Annotated in this window: 15 protein-coding genes, 1 tRNA gene and 2 rRNA genes (1 of these 18 running past the window's edge); 12 read left to right on the forward strand and 6 right to left on the reverse strand. The window is 39.2% G+C overall.

All coding sequences use genetic code 11. From position 1 onward, the window contains the following. Positions 1–164: 164 nt before the first annotated feature. Genes nrdE through nrdH form a run of 3 tightly spaced genes read right to left on the reverse strand, consistent with a single transcriptional unit; the run spans position 165 to position 2,908 of the window. Positions 165–2,330: a class 1b ribonucleoside-diphosphate reductase subunit alpha gene (gene nrdE / locus IGI58_RS11770; RefSeq protein WP_422389702.1), complete on the reverse strand. Its 2,166-nt coding sequence runs from the start codon at positions 2,328–2,330 to the stop codon at positions 165–167. Beyond that, positions 2,296–2,682 (reverse strand): class Ib ribonucleoside-diphosphate reductase assembly flavoprotein NrdI, encoded by a 387-nt coding sequence (gene nrdI, locus IGI58_RS11775; RefSeq protein WP_087642294.1) that lies wholly within the window; start codon positions 2,680–2,682, stop codon positions 2,296–2,298. The genes nrdE and nrdI overlap by 35 nt, the downstream gene beginning before the upstream one ends. Before the next feature lies 1 nt (position 2,683). After that, positions 2,684–2,908, reverse strand: a complete 225-nt coding sequence (gene nrdH / locus IGI58_RS11780) for a glutaredoxin-like protein NrdH (RefSeq protein WP_069664941.1) — start codon at positions 2,906–2,908, stop codon at positions 2,684–2,686. A gap of 578 nt (positions 2,909–3,486) precedes the next feature. Here nrdH and IGI58_RS11785 point away from each other — a divergent pair. From IGI58_RS11785 to IGI58_RS11805, 5 genes are all read left to right on the forward strand, one after another. Continuing rightward, positions 3,487–3,954 carry a FeoA family protein gene (locus IGI58_RS11785; protein WP_225534949.1) on the forward strand — a complete coding sequence of 156 codons (468 nt, stop codon included), beginning with the start codon at positions 3,487–3,489 and terminating at the stop codon, positions 3,952–3,954. A 4-nt stretch (positions 3,955–3,958) separates the two neighbouring features. Beyond that, entirely contained in the window at positions 3,959–6,112 is a 2,154-nt protein-coding gene (gene feoB / locus IGI58_RS11790; RefSeq protein ID WP_429953244.1) for a ferrous iron transport protein B, read from the forward strand. A gap of 4 nt (positions 6,113–6,116) precedes the next feature. After that, positions 6,117–6,248 (forward strand): FeoB-associated Cys-rich membrane protein, encoded by a 132-nt coding sequence (locus IGI58_RS11795; RefSeq protein WP_087642297.1) that lies wholly within the window; start codon positions 6,117–6,119, stop codon positions 6,246–6,248. 109 nt (positions 6,249–6,357) lie between these two features. Continuing rightward, positions 6,358–6,430: transfer RNA gene (locus tag IGI58_RS11800), tRNA-Lys, on the forward strand. Positions 6,431–6,621: 191 nt separating this feature from the next. Continuing rightward, positions 6,622–7,500: a hypothetical protein gene (locus tag IGI58_RS11805; protein ID WP_429953243.1), complete on the forward strand. Its 879-nt coding sequence runs from the start codon at positions 6,622–6,624 to the stop codon at positions 7,498–7,500. 690 nt (positions 7,501–8,190) lie between these two features. Here IGI58_RS11805 and IGI58_RS11810 read toward each other — a convergent pair. Continuing rightward, on the reverse strand, positions 8,191–8,697 hold the full coding sequence (locus IGI58_RS11810; protein WP_087642299.1) for a phosphatidylglycerophosphatase A family protein: 507 nt from the start codon (positions 8,695–8,697) through the stop codon (positions 8,191–8,193). Between the two features lie 85 nt (positions 8,698–8,782). On the opposite strand from IGI58_RS11810, the gene IGI58_RS11815 reads away from it, so the two are divergent. Then, on the forward strand, positions 8,783–9,025 hold the full coding sequence (locus tag IGI58_RS11815) for a DUF1450 domain-containing protein (protein ID WP_429953242.1): 243 nt from the start codon (positions 8,783–8,785) through the stop codon (positions 9,023–9,025). Positions 9,026–9,075: 50 nt separating this feature from the next. Here the strand turns inward: IGI58_RS11815 and IGI58_RS11820 are convergent, their stop codons facing one another. Continuing rightward, positions 9,076–10,089, reverse strand: coding sequence for an NAD(P)/FAD-dependent oxidoreductase (locus tag IGI58_RS11820; protein WP_225534953.1), 1,014 nt, complete (start codon positions 10,087–10,089; stop codon positions 9,076–9,078). Between the two features lie 229 nt (positions 10,090–10,318). Between IGI58_RS11820 and IGI58_RS11825 the strand changes: the two genes are divergently transcribed. Continuing rightward, entirely contained in the window at positions 10,319–10,906 is a 588-nt protein-coding gene (locus tag IGI58_RS11825) for a peptidylprolyl isomerase (protein WP_088271325.1), read from the forward strand. Positions 10,907–11,028: 122 nt separating this feature from the next. Here IGI58_RS11825 and IGI58_RS11830 read toward each other — a convergent pair whose 3' ends face one another. Continuing rightward, positions 11,029–12,195: a MalY/PatB family protein gene (locus IGI58_RS11830; RefSeq protein WP_429953241.1), complete on the reverse strand. Its 1,167-nt coding sequence runs from the start codon at positions 12,193–12,195 to the stop codon at positions 11,029–11,031. A 201-nt stretch (positions 12,196–12,396) separates the two neighbouring features. On the opposite strand from IGI58_RS11830, the gene IGI58_RS11835 reads away from it, so the two are divergent. The 5 genes from IGI58_RS11835 to IGI58_RS11855 all read left to right on the forward strand — a co-directional run. After that, positions 12,397–12,765, forward strand: a complete 369-nt coding sequence (locus tag IGI58_RS11835; protein ID WP_225534955.1) for a CvfD/Ygs/GSP13 family RNA-binding post-transcriptional regulator — start codon at positions 12,397–12,399, stop codon at positions 12,763–12,765. A 64-nt stretch (positions 12,766–12,829) separates the two neighbouring features. Continuing rightward, positions 12,830–13,201 (forward strand): hypothetical protein, encoded by a 372-nt coding sequence (locus IGI58_RS11840; RefSeq protein WP_176372910.1) that lies wholly within the window; start codon positions 12,830–12,832, stop codon positions 13,199–13,201. 143 nt (positions 13,202–13,344) lie between these two features. After that, a complete protein-coding gene (locus IGI58_RS11845; RefSeq protein ID WP_429953240.1) occupies positions 13,345–13,857 on the forward strand; it encodes a GNAT family N-acetyltransferase in 513 nt (170 codons plus the stop codon). A gap of 550 nt (positions 13,858–14,407) precedes the next feature. Beyond that, positions 14,408–15,967: ribosomal RNA gene (locus tag IGI58_RS11850) — 16S ribosomal RNA — on the forward strand. Positions 15,968–16,197: 230 nt separating this feature from the next. Then, positions 16,198–17,012: ribosomal RNA gene (locus tag IGI58_RS11855) — 23S ribosomal RNA — on the forward strand (it continues 2,097 nt past the right edge of the window). Together the 16S and 23S rRNA genes form the textbook arrangement of a ribosomal RNA operon.

Here is a 17,012-nt window from a genome sequence, read left to right on the forward strand (position 1 = left end):
TCGCTCTCTAAACCAGAATAAACGGCGAGAAAAGAGCAGCTCTTTCAGAAATAAGCCGAAATTCACGAAAATTTGAAGAACACCATGTTTCTTATCATTTTCGTGGATTCCTTCTTATTTCTCGGAGCCAAAGACTTTTGTCTCAGCCTCTAGACCAATTTAAGTTAGATCACACAACTTTCACATTGATTGCTGCCGATTTCTTCCGCATCATCAGTAAATGTTCGTACGTAATAGATTGATTTTACACCCTTATGGAAAGCATAGTGACGTAAAATATTCAGATCGCGTGTTGTTTGTTTTGGAGTATCTTTCCATTCATAAAGCCCCTCAGGAATTTCAGAACGCATAAACAGAGTTAAGCTCATTCCTTGATCTACGTGTTGCTGTGCTGTTGCATAAACATCGATCACTTTGCGCATATCCATGTCGTATGCAGACGTATAATATGGAATGGTATCATTTGCCAAATAAGGAGCAGGATAATAAATTTTCCCGATTTTCTTTTCTTGGCGTTCTTCGATCATTCGAGTGATTGGATGAATACTGGCGCTTGTATCGTTGATATAAGAGATTGAACCATTTGGTGCAACAGCTAAACGATTTTGATGATACAAACCATCTTGTTTGACTGCATCGCGTAATGCTGCCCAGTCAGCTGCTGTCGGTACAAAAATATCTTTGAAGATCTCTTTGACTTTATCTGATTGAGGTGTAAAATCACCTTCGATATATTTGTCAAAATAAGAACCATTTGCATAATCTGATTTTTCAAAATTATGGAAGGATTGTTTTTGTTCTTTAGCGATAGTATTACTCTCAACTAATGTCCAGTAGTTCAATAACATGAAATAAACGTTCGTAAAGTCTAAAGAGTCTTGAGAACCATATTCCATATGATTTTTTGCAAAGAAAGTGTGTAATCCCATGGCACCAAGTCCAATGGTATGACTCAATCGATTCCCGTTTTGGATAGAAGGAACGACGTCGATATCTGAAGCATCTGTTACAAAAGTTAAGGCACGAGTCATCGCGCGAACAGATTTCCCGAAATCAGGACTGTCCATCAAATTAACGATATTTGTAGAACCTAAGTTACAGCTTATATCTGTACCAAGTTGTTCGTATTCTTGTTTGCCATTTAAAATAGACGGCGTTTGAACTTGTAGAATTTCTGAACATAGATTACTCATGATGATTTTTCCATAAGCAGGATTACTTCTATTAGCTGTATCGATATTGATGATATAAGGATATCCTGATTCTTGTTGCAGTTTAGAAATTTCATTTTCTAAATCACGCGCTTTGATTTTACGTTTACGAATGTTAGGATTCGCTACTAAGTTATCATACTCTTTTGTAATATCAACGTATGAGAAGGGAACACCGTATTCTTTTTCGACACTATAAGGGCTGAATAAATACATATCTTCATTTTTACGTGCAAGTTCATAAAATTTATCTGGAACGACAACGCCTAAAGATAATGTTTTAACACGGACTTTTTCATCTGCATTTTCTTTCTTTGTAGAAAGGAACATTTCGATATCTGGGTGGAAGACGTTTAAGTAAACAACACCTGCACCTTGACGTTGTCCTAATTGATTGGAGTAGCTGAAGCTATCTTCGAACAATTTCATTACAGGAACGACCCCGCTAGCTGCTCCTTCATAACCTTTGATTGGAGCGCCTGCTTCACGAAGATTGGCTAATGTGATTCCCACACCTCCGCCGATTCTTGATAGTTGTAAAGCTGAGTTGATCGAACGACCAATGCTGTTCATATCATCTGTCACTTGAATCAAGAAACAAGAAACCAATTCCCCACGGCGTTTACGCCCAGCGTTTAAGAAAGAAGGAGTCGCTGGTTGATAACGTTGGTGGATCATTTCATCTGCTAAGACCATGGCTAACTCTTCATTACCGTCAGCAAAGTACAAGGCGTTGAAAGCAACACGATCTTCATAGCTTTCTAAATACTCTGTTCCAGCATTGTTTTTAAGTGCATATTGTGAATAGAACTTGTAAGCGGCCATAAATGATTTAAATTCAAACTTTTGTTCATCAAGAAATGTATATAATTTTTCAATAAAAGCCATTGAATATTTTTGAATAAAGGCAGTTTCTAAATAATCATTATCGATCAAGTAGTTGATCTTTTCTTCTACTGTATTGAAGGTTCTTGTGTTTGGTTCAACATTTTCTTTAAAAAATGCTTCCAAAGCTTCTTTGTCCTTATGTAAAGGAATTTGTCCATTCACCGGACGGTTGATTTCATTGTTTAGTTTAAAGTAACTAACCTCTTTGATTTCTTTTAGACTCAAGTTCATTCACTACTTTCTTAAAGGATTCTACGTCTTCATTGGTACCGCTAAATTCAAAAGATAAAAGTAACGGAACGTTATAATCACGTGCTATATCTTTGGCTGTATAAACAAATAATTCTGCAAAGTTACGATTGCCGCTGCCGGCAACCCCTATCAAATGTTCTTTGTTCTCCTGATGATCGAGAAAATCATTGATGACATCAGTAATATCAGCATCATAAGTTGGAACAACCAGAATAAAAGGTTCATTTATCTCAAAAAAAGGATTCGCAGGCTCAATTTCATAAGCTGGCAAATCCAATTTTTTAATAAATCGTCTGGTTTGTCCGGTAACAGTAAAATAAACGAGTTTCATTCTAGCTGGCCAAGTTTTTTAATTGATCTGGACGGAATCCCACAACTGTAGCAGCGTCAGAAGTGATAACCGGAACACTTTGGAAGCCTTGTTCTTTTAACCAGTCGATCGCATCTGGTTGGATATCGATATTTACTTCTTCAAATGCTATATTATTTTCGCTCAAAAAGCGTTTTGCCATCTTACATTGGATACAATTATTTTTAGAAAAGATTTTTACGTTCATTTTTATTTCCCCCTCAATTAGTTTACATTCACTAGTATAAATCTCTCTGGGAAAAAGTCAACACTTAGGCACTATATATTGTGGTTGTTTTTTAGATGAATACCATGTTTTGTGTTTTTGAAAAGAATATGAAAGCTCGTATTCTCTCGTTTTATGCGACATTCATGCCGATTTTCGTGTTCAAAAAAGAAATTTATTAAATTTTTCGGCGGGATTTTTAAGGAGAGAAACACAAGATATAGGGGGTGACTAAAAGGAAGCACACTAGAAATATTTTGGCGAATATAAGGATCAATTATTTTCTTACTATAGGTAGAAAGAACATTGATTTAAACCTCACAAACAGGTATACTTAATGAGAACGATTATCAATATCATTAGAGAAAGAAATGAAACTTTTTCACAAATAATATATATCGTGAGTGATATTGGTGAATGTATGTTATCCAGCTACACAAATCAATCCATCGGGAAATAAATAAATTGCCAGTGAGAACAAAAACGTCTCAATATCAATTTCCTAATTTTCTACAGGATCAAACGATTTGTTCCGCTTTTAAATTAAAGGAGGCTACACAATGTTGACATTGGCACAGGCAAAATTGAACAGGGTTTATATGATCGACGAGATCCAGGCAGAAGGATTTGCAAAGAAGCACTTGAACAATCTTGGCCTTGTGCCGGGGGGCAAAGTAGTGCTGCTGAACTTTTCTGCTGATAATGGGATCGTTCTTTTGCACAACAGCCGGATCGCGATCAATGTATCTGTATTAAAACAAATTACAATAGTAGAAAAAAATACAGAAGAAGAAAATTGGGTATCATTAGATCAGTTGTCTGTTGGTGAAAAAGCACGTGTTGTAGGTATTCACGGTCAAGGAGCGGTCAAGCGACGTTTGATGGATATGGGACTGACTAAAGGCGTGGATCTATTAGTTAGAAAAATGGCGCCATTAGGGGATCCGATCGAAATCAATCTTCGCGGTTATGAGCTGACGTTGAGGAAAAATGAAGCAGAATTAGTCTTAGTACAGAAAGTGGGGTAAGGAGATGAAAGAACAGCATATTGCTCTGACAGGAAATCCTAATAGCGGGAAAACAACTGCTTTTAATGCATTGACTGGGGCAAATCAATATGTAGGGAATTGGCCGGGAGTCACAGTTGAAAGAAAAGAAGGTAAATTGAAGAAAGACAAAGCGATCACGATTCAGGATCTGCCTGGTATTTACTCTCTTTCACCTTATACGCCAGAAGAAGTTGTTGCTAGAGATTATCTACTTAGCGGTTCTCCTGATGTGATCGTTAATATTGTCGATGCAACAAATTTAGAACGAAATCTTTATCTGACGACCCAATTGATGGAAACAGGGATTCCGGTTGTTGTCGGATTAAATATGATGGATATTTTGGACAAAACTGGTAAAAAGATCAATATCGAAAAATTAGCGTATGGCTTAGGGATCGATGTCATTGGAATCAGTGCTTTGAAAAATCGTGGACTCGATGAATTAATAAAAAAGGCAAGTAAAGTTCAAGAAGTTTTTCCGCCTGAATTTAATTATCCAACATACGATAATCGGCTAGAAGCAGCCTTGAATGAAATCGTGGATGTTCTAGGGGATAGCGTGATGGAAAAGCAGGCTCGCTGGTACAGTGTTAAATTATTTGAACGGGATACTAGAGTGGCTGCTCAATTGACGCTGAGCGACTTGCAGAAAAAAGAAATCGAAGATATCATCAAGATTACAGAACAAATTTTTGGTGATGATAGTGAATCGATCGTGATCAATGAACGCTATGAATTTATTACGCGCTTAACTGCACTTTGTGCGATCGAAAAAAATGAAGTTTCATTCAGTATGAGTGATAAAATCGACCAGATCGTAACGAATCGCTGGTTAGCGTTACCGATTTTTGCAGTCATCATGTGGTTTGTTTATTATCTAGCGATTCAAACAGTAGGGACGATGGGAACAGACTGGATCAACGATGAGTTGTTTGGAAATATCGTACCAACGAATGTAGCAAACTGGCTAGAGAGCTTACAGGTAGCGCCTTGGATGCAAAGTTTGATTTTAGATGGGATCATTGCAGGAGTAGGAGCTGTTTTAGGTTTTCTGCCGCAATTGATCGTCTTGTTCTTATGTTTGGGCTTTTTAGAAGATTGCGGATATATGGCACGTATCGCATTTGTGATGGATCGTTTGTTTAGAAAATTCGGCTTATCAGGGAAATCATTTATTCCCATGCTGATCGCTACAGGCTGTGGTGTTCCAGGAGTTATGGCCAGCCGAACGATCGAAAATGAAAAAGATCGTAAGATGACGATCATGGTAACGACCTTTATGCCTTGTTCAGCGAAATTGCCGATCATTGCTTTGATTGCGGGGGCATTTTTCCCAAAAAGCAGCTGGGTATCGCCTTCTGCCTACTTCATTGGAATCGCAGCAATCGTATTGTCTGGTATCGCTTTGAAAAAAACTCGTTCATTCTCAGGGGATCCGGCCCCGTTTATCATGGAACTTCCTGCGTATCATATGCCCCAAATAAGAGGCGTTTTAAGACATGCATATGATCGTAGCAAATCGTTCGTCAAAAAAGCTGGAACGATCATTTTTGTGATGAGCATTATTATTTGGTTTACATCAACTTATACATTTACTTTGCAGGAAGCCGCAGAAGATCAAAGTATTTTAGCAAACTTAGGAAAAGTCATTGCACCGTTGTTTGCACCGCTTGGCTGGGGTACTTGGCAAGGAGCTGTTGCAACAATCACTGGATTAGTAGCGAAGGAAAATGTGATTGGAACGTTTGGTATTCTTTTTGGTCATTTGAGTGAAGTATCGGAAAATGGCGTTGAAGTTTGGTCTGCTCTTCAGGCGGCATTTACGCCAGTTGCAGCCTATTCATTTTTAGTTTTCAACTTATTGTGTGCGCCTTGTTTTGCCGCGATCGGTGCGATCCGTCGGGAAATGGGCGATTGGAAATGGACATGGGGAGCCATTGGTTATCAGTGTGGTTTGGCTTATGTTGTCAGCTTTATTATCTACCAAGTTGGCCATGTCATTTTTGAAAAGGGTCCGATAGGTGCAGGATTCTTTAGTGCCATTTTATTGGTGTTCATCATGGGTTATTATCTATTTAGAAAACCGAAAGTCAAAGAAGAACCTGTTATTACGATGGCAACATTAGAAAGAGGGTAGGAACATGGCAACGTTTATTTTAGCAGTACTGATTTTTGGTGGTGCGGGGTATATCATCTATTCTCGTATAAGAACTGGAAAGAGTTGCGATGATTGTCATACGACTTGTCCAGTGAAAAAAGAACAGGAAAATTGATCGAACGACACGATGAAAGAAAAGTAACGGTCATTTCTTTTATTGTGTCGTATTTTTTCACTTGAACAAACAACAAGCAAGTGCTACAATATTTAAGTACTAAACATTTGGGTCGTTAGCTCAGTTGGTAGAGCAGCTGACTCTTAATCAGCGGGTCATGGGTTCGAGCCCCTTACGACCCATCGGGTGCCAAACCCACGAGAATGGTATTCTGTCGGCGTCTTCGGACGTTTCGAAGACGGAATATGCATTCTTTTTTTTGTTTATTTGACTATCCTTTAACTAAAAATCTATTTTAAAAATCGTATAAAGTGAGTATTCTCTGATTTGGTGATACACTAAAATTGAAGAATAGGAATGGGAGGGAAAAGTCATGAAAAAGATCATTAGTTATTCATTGATATTACTAGCAACTATCTCGCTAGCTGCATGTGGAGGGAAAACGAAGTCATCTGAAAATTCAACACCGCCAAAGCAAACGGAGAAAAGTAGTCAAGCATCAACTACAACAAAAGAAAGCTCAACTAAATCAAGTACCTCAGCTTCTAGTTCGACAAAAGCTTCATCATCTTCTGAAACAAAAACAAGCGAAACACAAACTGCTGCTCAGCCGCAAAGCAATACACCAGAAAAACAGGCAAAAGCAGTACTTGATGAGCTGAATAGTCTATTTCCAAATAATACGTTGCCGCAAAGCCTATTAACAAGTAGAACAGCTGAATATTTAACAGCAGCAACGACCAGTACAGCGGATCAAACGAATTTCAGAATACTATATTATGCAGAAGATCATCCGATCGCAGTCAATGATCTTGCAGTAAATAATTTACAGCCGATTGCTTCTTTTGAAAAGAAAAGCTATGGTTCGGCTGAAGAAGCTGCAGGAGCAGTAGGACAAATTATTGATACTGGCGGGAATAAGGTAGATTTGGGCTATGGTATTACGGGATATGAACAAGGAGCAGCCGGTTCGACCTATTTATCTTGGCAGGAAGGAAATTGGAGTTTGGTTGTACGTGCTTCTAATATTGGTGGAGAAGTAGCAGAACCTTTAGCAAAAGAAGTAGTTACTTATCTAGAAAAAGCAATGCTGCCGGCTCCTCAAAATCTAGGCCAAATTTCTTTAACAGCGAGTACAAGCGACAGCTACCAAATCAATACAGTTGTTTGGCAAAAAGGAACGACCGTATATACGATCAAGCATTTTGATCCCCTTCAAGCAGTTAAGATGGCTGTCTCAACAAACGGTTAAAAACGTGCAAGAGCATTTATTTACCTCTGTAAGTAGAAAGCGAACGATGGTGTTTCAAAAGGAAAATAAAACAGAATCATCATTGACGAAACATTCACTCATCTTGTACAATAAGTACAGGATAGAAGCGAAAATAATTAAATAAAAAAAGGCACTTCACAATTTGGTGGCAGCCAAACTATGAAGCCCTGAAAAGTCAGCAGACACTGACCAATCAAGTTGCCCTCGTCGATGCAAAAAGCACTGACATGATTTATTGTACTCAATTTTTAGGAAAATATCTACCCCTAAAATGTATGAGAGCACAGACATGCCAGCCTTTATTTATTGAACGAAACAGCAGTGTTGGAGAAGATTCTGACACTGCTTTTATTTTCGCTTCTATTCTTTTTTCATTTTTTGTTATCTTTATTCAGTGGAAGGCTTCTGTCGTAGGTAGAAAAACAGAAGTCAGTGCATAAAGATACAAAAAAATAAAGCTCATCACTATAGGTAGTTGATTTATCTATTGGGGAAGAAAATCAATGACTGAAAACAGTGTCCGCTTACACGTCACAAAGAACTTTTGAAACCTATAGTGGTGGCTTTAAATGGAAGTATAAAACATCATATACTTTATAGTTATTATAATGGAAGAATTACTATCAACGCAATCAAAACGACGTTAAATATAGTAGATAGAGATACATTTTACTGCGTGATTCTACTTTTATCCGGTTGTGAGTGCGCTAAACGGCTAGCTGCTGCAGCTGCGATCGCTCCAACGATATCATCCAAGAAAGTATGAACTTCTGGTCCCTCATGAGAATTTAGTTTTGCTAAGATTCCAGGCTTCACTTTATCGATATAACCATAGTTAGTAAAACCGATCGAGCCATAAACATTCACGATGGAAAGAGCCAAAATTTCATCAATACCATACAAACCTTCATCATCTTCAATAATTTCCTGAAGTGGGTGAAGCAATTTTTTTTGTTCAGCTAAAATATCTAACTGAATACCTGTAATGATGGTATTATGAACTTCACGTTTTGAAAGTACACTATCGATATTTTCAATACAAGTGTTTAGATCAAGATTTTCAATATAAGGCTTTTGTAGATATAATACTAACTCAGCTAGATCTTCCATTTCAACACCGCGTTCTTTCAATAGCTGACGTGCTTTTTTCTCTAACGTTTCACCTTTTATGACCAAAATAAAAACCTCCAATTCGTCTTTTTTAAATTTAGAATACATCAATGGTATACTATCTAAAGAGTAAAATGCAAGGAGAAGATCGATGAATCCCTTAATCGAATGTTGTGAGCAAAATTTAGCGAATGGTGGAGAGTTGATACTAAGCGATCCATTTATCGAAGAAAATAGTGATATTGTCACCTATTCCTGTATGAATGAATGTGTCCTTTGTGCCCAAACGTTATTCGTTTTATTTGAAGGAGAGAGAATTGTTGGTGAAACACCTGGATCGTTAGTGGAAAATATAAAGAAAGCTCTAGTCGCTTGGCAAGAAGAAATGGGCTAAATACAAAAAGGAACCGAACAGGTTTTATCTGTTCGGTTCCTTTTTCTATACTAAAGCATTGTTGCTTCTTTGCCTTCAAATAGACTAGTACTGTGCATGGGTTGAGTTCTAGCATCAGGTTTGATGAAGTGCAAAGCGTTATTTACGGCAGTTGGAGCTTCTCCAAAACCTGTAGCAATTAGTTTTACTTTTCCATCGTAGTTACAAATATCACCTACAGCGTAAACGCCAGGAATATTTGTTGACATATCAGAATTGACTTCGATTGCATTACGGCTGACTTCCAAGCCCCAGTCTTTTAGATGGCTCAATGAAGAAGTGAAGCCGTAATTGATGATCAAAGAATCTAAATCAAGCTTCTCAAAATTATCAGCCTTCGTTTCTTTTAATTGAATCCCTTTAAAAGAGCTGTCTTCCATCAAAAGCTGATCGATCACATAAGGTGTGTAAATAGAAACATCTGATTTTTTTAGATTATCTACACTATGCTCATGGCCACGGAATTCAGGTCGACGATGAATAATCGATACGCGTTCAGCAATGGGTTCCAACATTAATGCCCAGTCGATCGCAGAATCACCGCCACCTGCTATGGCAACTTTCTTTCCAGAAAATTTATTCATGTCAGTAACATAGTAATGAACATGATTCCCCTCAAGCTCTGCTGCACCATCAAGAGTTAAACGTCTTGGTTGAAATGATCCGTTTCCGATCGCAAAAATAACTGCTTTAGAATAGTGGATCCCTTTAGACGTTTCGATACGCAAATGTCCATCTTCCTGCACTAAATTACGTACTTCTTCTTCCAAACAAATATCATGAGAAAAAGGAGTGATTTGTTTTTCTAAGTTTTCAATCAGTTCACTTGCTTTCACGGCTGGAAAACCAGGAACATCATAAATATATTTTTCAGGATAAAGCGTTGATAATTGTCCGCCTACTTGGGGTAAACTATCAATGATTTTCGTTTTTGCTTTACGAATTCCTGCATAAAAAGCGGCGAAAAGACCAACAGGCCCCGCGCCAACAATCGTTAGATCATAAATATCTTTTGCGTCAGACATTAAAAATTCCTCCTGTTTCGGTTTATAAAAAGTTCCTATCTATTTTAAAGATAAAACGAAAATGCAAAGTATATCGTTTTTCACAAAATATCACTTGTAACGGAAAAAAGCAAGTGGAAGTTTGTGAAAGAAAGGAACTCTTAAAAGATTGGGATGAGAGAATAGAATGTTCAAGTGTCATTGATTATGATAAAATGAGGAAGTAAAAACTACACTAGGAGGAAATAAAATGTCAGAATTTCCACAATTAGATTTAGCAAATGTCAAAGGACCAAAAGCGGTGATCAAAACAAATAGAGGAGATATCACAGTTCAACTATTCCCAGAGCAAGCGCCTAAAACCGTTGAAAATTTTGTCCAATTAGCGAAAAAAGGCTACTATGATGGAGTGATCTTCCATCGTGTCATTCCTGATTTTATGATCCAAGGTGGAGATCCTACTGGAACAGGCATGGGCGGCGAAAGTATTTATGGCGAAAAATTTGAAGATGAATTTTCTAAAGATGTCTTTAACCTAAGAGGCGCTTTATCAATGGCGAATGCTGGACCGAACACGAACGGCAGCCAATTTTTCATTGTCAACAATCAAAATGTACCAGCTAATATGATGGGACAACTAGAAGGAGCCGGCTTCCCAACAGAAGTGATTGAGGCTTATAAAGCAGGCGGAACACCATGGCTAGATTTCCGTCATACTGTTTTTGGTCATGTTGTTGAGGGAATGGATGTTGTTGATGAAATCGGTGGCGTTCAAAGAGATTCTCAAGATCGCCCAACATTTGACGTTGTGATCGATAAAGTAGAAATTAGTGAATAGAATACAAAAAATAGAACAGAAGTGCTTGATCTTAAGGAAGGATCAGGCGCTTCTGTTCTTATATTTAAATGTTAAGTGATAAGCATATAACTCGTTGAGCTACCTCTTGATCCGTTTTGATTTTATTCGAATGCATATTTTATTCTACGTAATCCTTCTAACAGCGTTTCTTTTGGACAAGCAACGTTTAAACGCATGTGCTGTGAACCATGAGGCCCAAAAGTGATCCCAGCGTTTAGAACGACCTTACCCTTGTGGACCAATTGTTCTTGAAGTTTTGCATCAGATAGATCAAAAGCTGAAAAATCAAGCCAAATCAGATACGTTCCCTCTGGACGCATCATTTTTACTTGAGGTAGTTCATGCTTTAAAAAGTCAGCTACGGTATCAATATTTTCTTTTAGATATGCGAGTAACTCTTTAAGCCAGTCATCGCCGTGTTCATAAGCTGCTTCTGTTCCAACGTACCCGAAAATGTTGATTTCATCTTGGGCATTCTGTTGCTGGATCGTAACGAATTTCTTTCGTAAGTCAGAATTTTCGATAAAGACCATTGAATTTTTGATACCAGCTAAATTAAATGTTTTTGTGGCTGCTGTTAAAGTAATAGAAAAATCCTTGAAGCTAGAATGAACATTGGCAAAAGTTGTAAAATGATGAGGAGCAAAAATCAAATCTTGATGAATTTCATCACTTACGACAAGGACATCGTATTTCGCACATAATTTCCCAACAGCTTCTAATTCAGCAGCAGTCCAAACTCGTCCTCCTGGATTATGAGGATTACATAAAATGAATAGTCGGACGTTTTCATTCAGAATTTGCTTTTCCATGTCATCTAAATTCATAACAAAATGTCCATCGGCCACGTCTAAGGTACTACGAACAAGTTTGCGATTATTTTGCTCAACGACTTTAGCGAATGGTGGATAAACAGGATCATGAATTAAAACAGCTTCACCAGGTTGAGTAAACGCCTGAACAGCTAATGCTAAACTTGGAACGACCCCACTGTTAAAAAGAATCGCTTCCTTGCTGATCGAGTAATCATGATGGCGCTGCTGCCAACTTTGAATTGCTTGATACAATGAATCTGGTGCTGGAGAATATCCTAGAATTCCTTGATCTATCGTTTTCTTTAAGGCATCTAAAACAGGCTTATTCGCTTTAAAATCCATATCAGCTACCCAAAGTGGAAGTAATCCATCTTCTCCATAAGTATCCTTGATGGAATCCCATTTTGCACAATTTGTATTTCGACGGTCATATACTTTATCAAATTCTACCATTCGCTTCATCCTTTCATTTATCAATTATTTAGTATATTACTTGATTGATAACTCTAGTATAATAGACTTTCAAGAAAATATGAACAAAAAGAACGAATATTATAATAGTAGAAAGAAATCTATGCACATTTCTACGGAACATGCTATTATTTTAAATGAGGAAAATACTTTAGTGTGAAAATTGAAAAGAGGCTAATAATTATGAACTACAAAATAGGCATGGTCGTTGATGGAACCATTACAGGATTGCAACCCTACGGAGCATTTGTTTCACTGAGCGAGACGGTTCAGGGACTGATCCATGTGTCTGAAGTCCAAGCAGGATATACAAAAAATATACACAATTTACTGGAGGTTGGGCAAAAAGTAAAAGTTCAAATCATTGATATCGATGAATATACCAAAAAAATCAGTTTGTCTTTGAGAACACTAGAAAGTCAAACTCAGCAGCCAAACTATCGACGAAAAAAATACTTCACGAATAAAAACAAAAAAATTGGTTTTCAAACACTGGAAAAAGAGCTTCCTATTTGGCGAGATGAAGCAATGGAGAAACTCTTGTCGAAATAATTCTGTTTTTTTTCAGAAAATATGGTACAATTTTCCTAGTTTATGAAAACAAAAATTAATTGAGGTGGATGTTTTGTCTAACAAAAAAGTCGCTGGTACTATTATATTGCATTTAAATGATGGTTCTAAAAAATTTCTTGTTCATCCAGTTGATGGATCGATGCAGTTTGTTACAACAAAAGTTTCAGAAGAGATGACCGCTTTGGCTAGTATGTTGCAGATTATAAAAGAAGAAGTTCTTTTAGATGTTACTTCAATTAATTTAGTCGAATTGACCAATGCCCATACTGAGGTTGAAAATATGCCGCTATTTGTATTTGAAATGAATGAAGATTCAGGAATACCAACAATCGGTAGTACGTATGTTTGGGAAAAACCGTCCGAATTAAAAAATTTACTCTCTTCTTTTGAAATCGAAGGAGTACCGATGTTTTAAAAATTAGATACATAAAGAATATGAGAAGCTGTCATGGATGCTTTTGATATTCAACATTGTGTAGACGGAGTGAACCAAATGCTGGTTTGCCCGTCTTTTTTTATAAAATATATATAGTAGGGAAGCGCAAGGAGGAAAAGTTAATGGAGCTCAGAAAAGCAACTACTAAAGATGGACAAACTGCATTAGAACTATTAAAAGAAACTGCAGAATGGTTAAAATCGATTGGCAGTGATCAATGGTCTGATGTATTAAAAGGAGAAGATAAGCACGGATTAATTGCTGCTGTAAAAAGAGGCGAAGTGTTTTTCTTCTATAATAATGAAAAACAATTGGCAGGAATGGTTGCTGCTTGGCAGAAACCTACTGAATGGGATCGCCTGCTTTGGGAGAACATTGAATCAAGCCAGAAATCATGCTATCTCCATCGTGTGATAATACGTCCCAGATACCGAAAGGCTGGTTATGGGAAAGAATTGCTGAATGCTGTAAAAGTTGAATTCGAAAATCAGGTCGATGAACTACGTTTGGATTGTCTAGCAAGTAATCAGCGCTTATCAAGGTTCTATATTGAAAATGACTTTAAGCATATTGGGCGTTCAAAAGATAATACAGGAGTAGAATTCGAACTATTTTCATATAAACTGAAAAAATGATCGGAAATATAAGTGATTTAATCTAAAAATAAGAGCCAAATGTATATAATCTATCAAAAAGCGAAAAGGTACTTGGGACAGAGAATCATGATGAAAAAAATATTCAATTTTTTTTAAAATAAAGGTTGACCAATTAAGAAAAACTTGTTATATTATTACATGTCGCAAGGCGAGCAACAAAAACGCTGAAACGACTGAAATAGAATAACAAATCAAGTTTTAAAAAAACTTGAAAAATCAGGAAGAAAGTTGTTGACAAATAACAAACAACCTGGTAAACTAATGAAGCTGTCGCTGAAACAAACGACAACGCCAAGCAGAAAAAACTTTGAAACTTTTAAAAAAAGTGTTGACATCAAATTAGAGATTTGATATGATATAAAAGTTGCTGCGAGGTAACAACGTAGACCTTTGAAAACTGAACAAAGTAAGACAAACCAAATGTGTAGGTTGTTTTCACAACGGTGAAAACAAACAACAATTTTTAACAAGCGAAGCAATATGCTAGCAAACAAATGAGCTTAACGATCGCAAGATCGTGTTCAACTTTTATTATGAGAGTTTGATCCTGGCTCAGGACGAACGCTGGCGGCGTGCCTAATACATGCAAGTCGAACGCTTCTTTTCTACCGAGTGCTTGCACTCACTTGAAAAGAGGAGTGGCGGACGGGTGAGTAACACGTGGGTAACCTGCCCATCAGAGGGGGATAACACTTGGAAACAGGTGCTAATACCGCATAACAGTCGACACCGCATGGTGTTGATTTGAAAGACGCTTTCGGGTGTCACTGATGGATGGACCCGCGGTGCATTAGCTAGTTGGTGAGGTAACGGCTCACCAAGGCCATGATGCATAGCCGACCTGAGAGGGTGATCGGCCACACTGGGACTGAGACACGGCCCAGACTCCTACGGGAGGCAGCAGTAGGGAATCTTCGGCAATGGACGAAAGTCTGACCGAGCAACGCCGCGTGAGTGAAGAAGGTTTTCGGATCGTAAAACTCTGTTGTTAGAGAAGAACAAGTAGGAGAGTAACTGCTCTTACCTTGACGGTATCTAACCAGAAAGCCACGGCTAACTACGTGCCAGCAGCCGCGGTAATACGTAGGTGGCAAGCGTTGTCCGGATTTATTGGGCGTAAAGCGAGCGCAGGCGGTTTCTTAAGTCTGATGTGAAAGCCCCCGGCTCAACCGGGGAGGGTCATTGGAAACTGGGAGACTTGAGTGCAGAAGAGGAGAGTGGAATTCCATGTGTAGCGGTGAAATGCGTAGATATATGGAGGAACACCAGTGGCGAAGGCGACTCTCTGGTCTGTAACTGACGCTGAGGCTCGAAAGCGTGGGGAGCAAACAGGATTAGATACCCTGGTAGTCCACGCCGTAAACGATGAGTGCTAAGTGTTGGAGGGTTTCCGCCCTTCAGTGCTGCAGCAAACGCATTAAGCACTCCGCCTGGGGAGTACGACCGCAAGGTTGAAACTCAAAGGAATTGACGGGGGCCCGCACAAGCGGTGGAGCATGTGGTTTAATTCGAAGCAACGCGAAGAACCTTACCAGGTCTTGACATCCTTTGACCACTCTAGAGATAGAGCTTTCCCTTCGGGGACAAAGTGACAGGTGGTGCATGGTTGTCGTCAGCTCGTGTCGTGAGATGTTGGGTTAAGTCCCGCAACGAGCGCAACCCTTATTGTTAGTTGCCATCATTCAGTTGGGCACTCTAGCGAGACTGCCGGTGACAAACCGGAGGAAGGTGGGGATGACGTCAAATCATCATGCCCCTTATGACCTGGGCTACACACGTGCTACAATGGGAAGTACAACGAGTCGCTAGGCCGCGAGGTCATGCAAATCTCTTAAAGCTTCTCTCAGTTCGGATTGTAGGCTGCAACTCGCCTACATGAAGCCGGAATCGCTAGTAATCGCGGATCAGCACGCCGCGGTGAATACGTTCCCGGGCCTTGTACACACCGCCCGTCACACCACGAAAGTTTGTAACACCCGAAGTCGGTGAGGTAACCTTTTGGAGCCAGCCGCCTAAGGTGGGATAGATGATTGGGGTGAAGTCGTAACAAGGTAGCCGTATCGGAAGGTGCGGCTGGATCACCTCCTTTCTAAGGAATATTACGGAACTACACGGTTCGTCAACACTTTGTTCAGTTTTGAGAGGTCTACTCTCAAACGATTGTTCATTGAAAACTGGATATTGAAGTAAAAAAAGTAATCAAAACAAACCGAGAACACCGCGTTGAAGAGTTAATTAATTAATTGTTCGAAGCTTATTTTATTGACCAACCTTCTATCGCTAGAAGAAGTAGTCAAGACCCAACCGCAAGGTTGACAAGGTTAAGTGAATAAGGGCGCACGGTGGATGCCTTGGCATTAGGAGCCGATGAAGGACGGGACTAACACCGATATGCTTTGGGGAGCTGTAAGTGAGCTATGATCCAGAGATTTCCGAATGGGGGAACCCAGCATCTTTTATAGGATGTTACTTTCCAGTGAATACATAGCTGGTTAGAGGTAGACGCAGAGAACTGAAACATCTAAGTACCTGCAGGAAGAGAAAGAAAATTCGATTCCCTGAGTAGCGGCGAGCGAAACGGGAAGAGCCCAAACCAACAAGCTTGCTTGTTGGGGTTGTAGGACTCCGATATGGTAGTCTGTCAGGATAGTCGAAGGACTTGGAAAGGTCCGCCAAAGTGGGTAATAGCCCCGTAGACGAAATTGTGACAGCACCTAGGAGGATCCTGAGTACGGCGGAACACGAGAAATTCCGTCGGAATCCGCGGGGACCATCCCGTAAGGCTAAATACTCCCTAATGACCGATAGTGAACCAGTACCGTGAGGGAAAGGTGAAAAGCACCCCGGAAGGGGAGTGAAATAGATCCTGAAACCGTGTGCCTACAACAAGTTCGAGCCCGTTAATGGGTGAGAGCGTGCCTTTTGTAGAATGAACCGGCGAGTTACGATTGCATGCGAGGTTAAGGTGAAGAGCCGGAGCCGCAGCGAAAGCGAGTCTGAATAGGGCGAATGAGTATGTAGTCGTAGACCCGAAACCATGTGATCTACCCATGGCCAGGTTGAAGGTGTGGTAAAACGCACTGGAGGACCGAACCCACGTACGTTGAAAAGTGCGGGGATGAGCTGTGGGTAGC

It is taken from the genome of Enterococcus sp. AZ020, from assembly GCF_050499205.1.
Lineage (GTDB): Bacteria > Bacillota > Bacilli > Lactobacillales > Enterococcaceae > Enterococcus_L > Enterococcus_L dunnyi.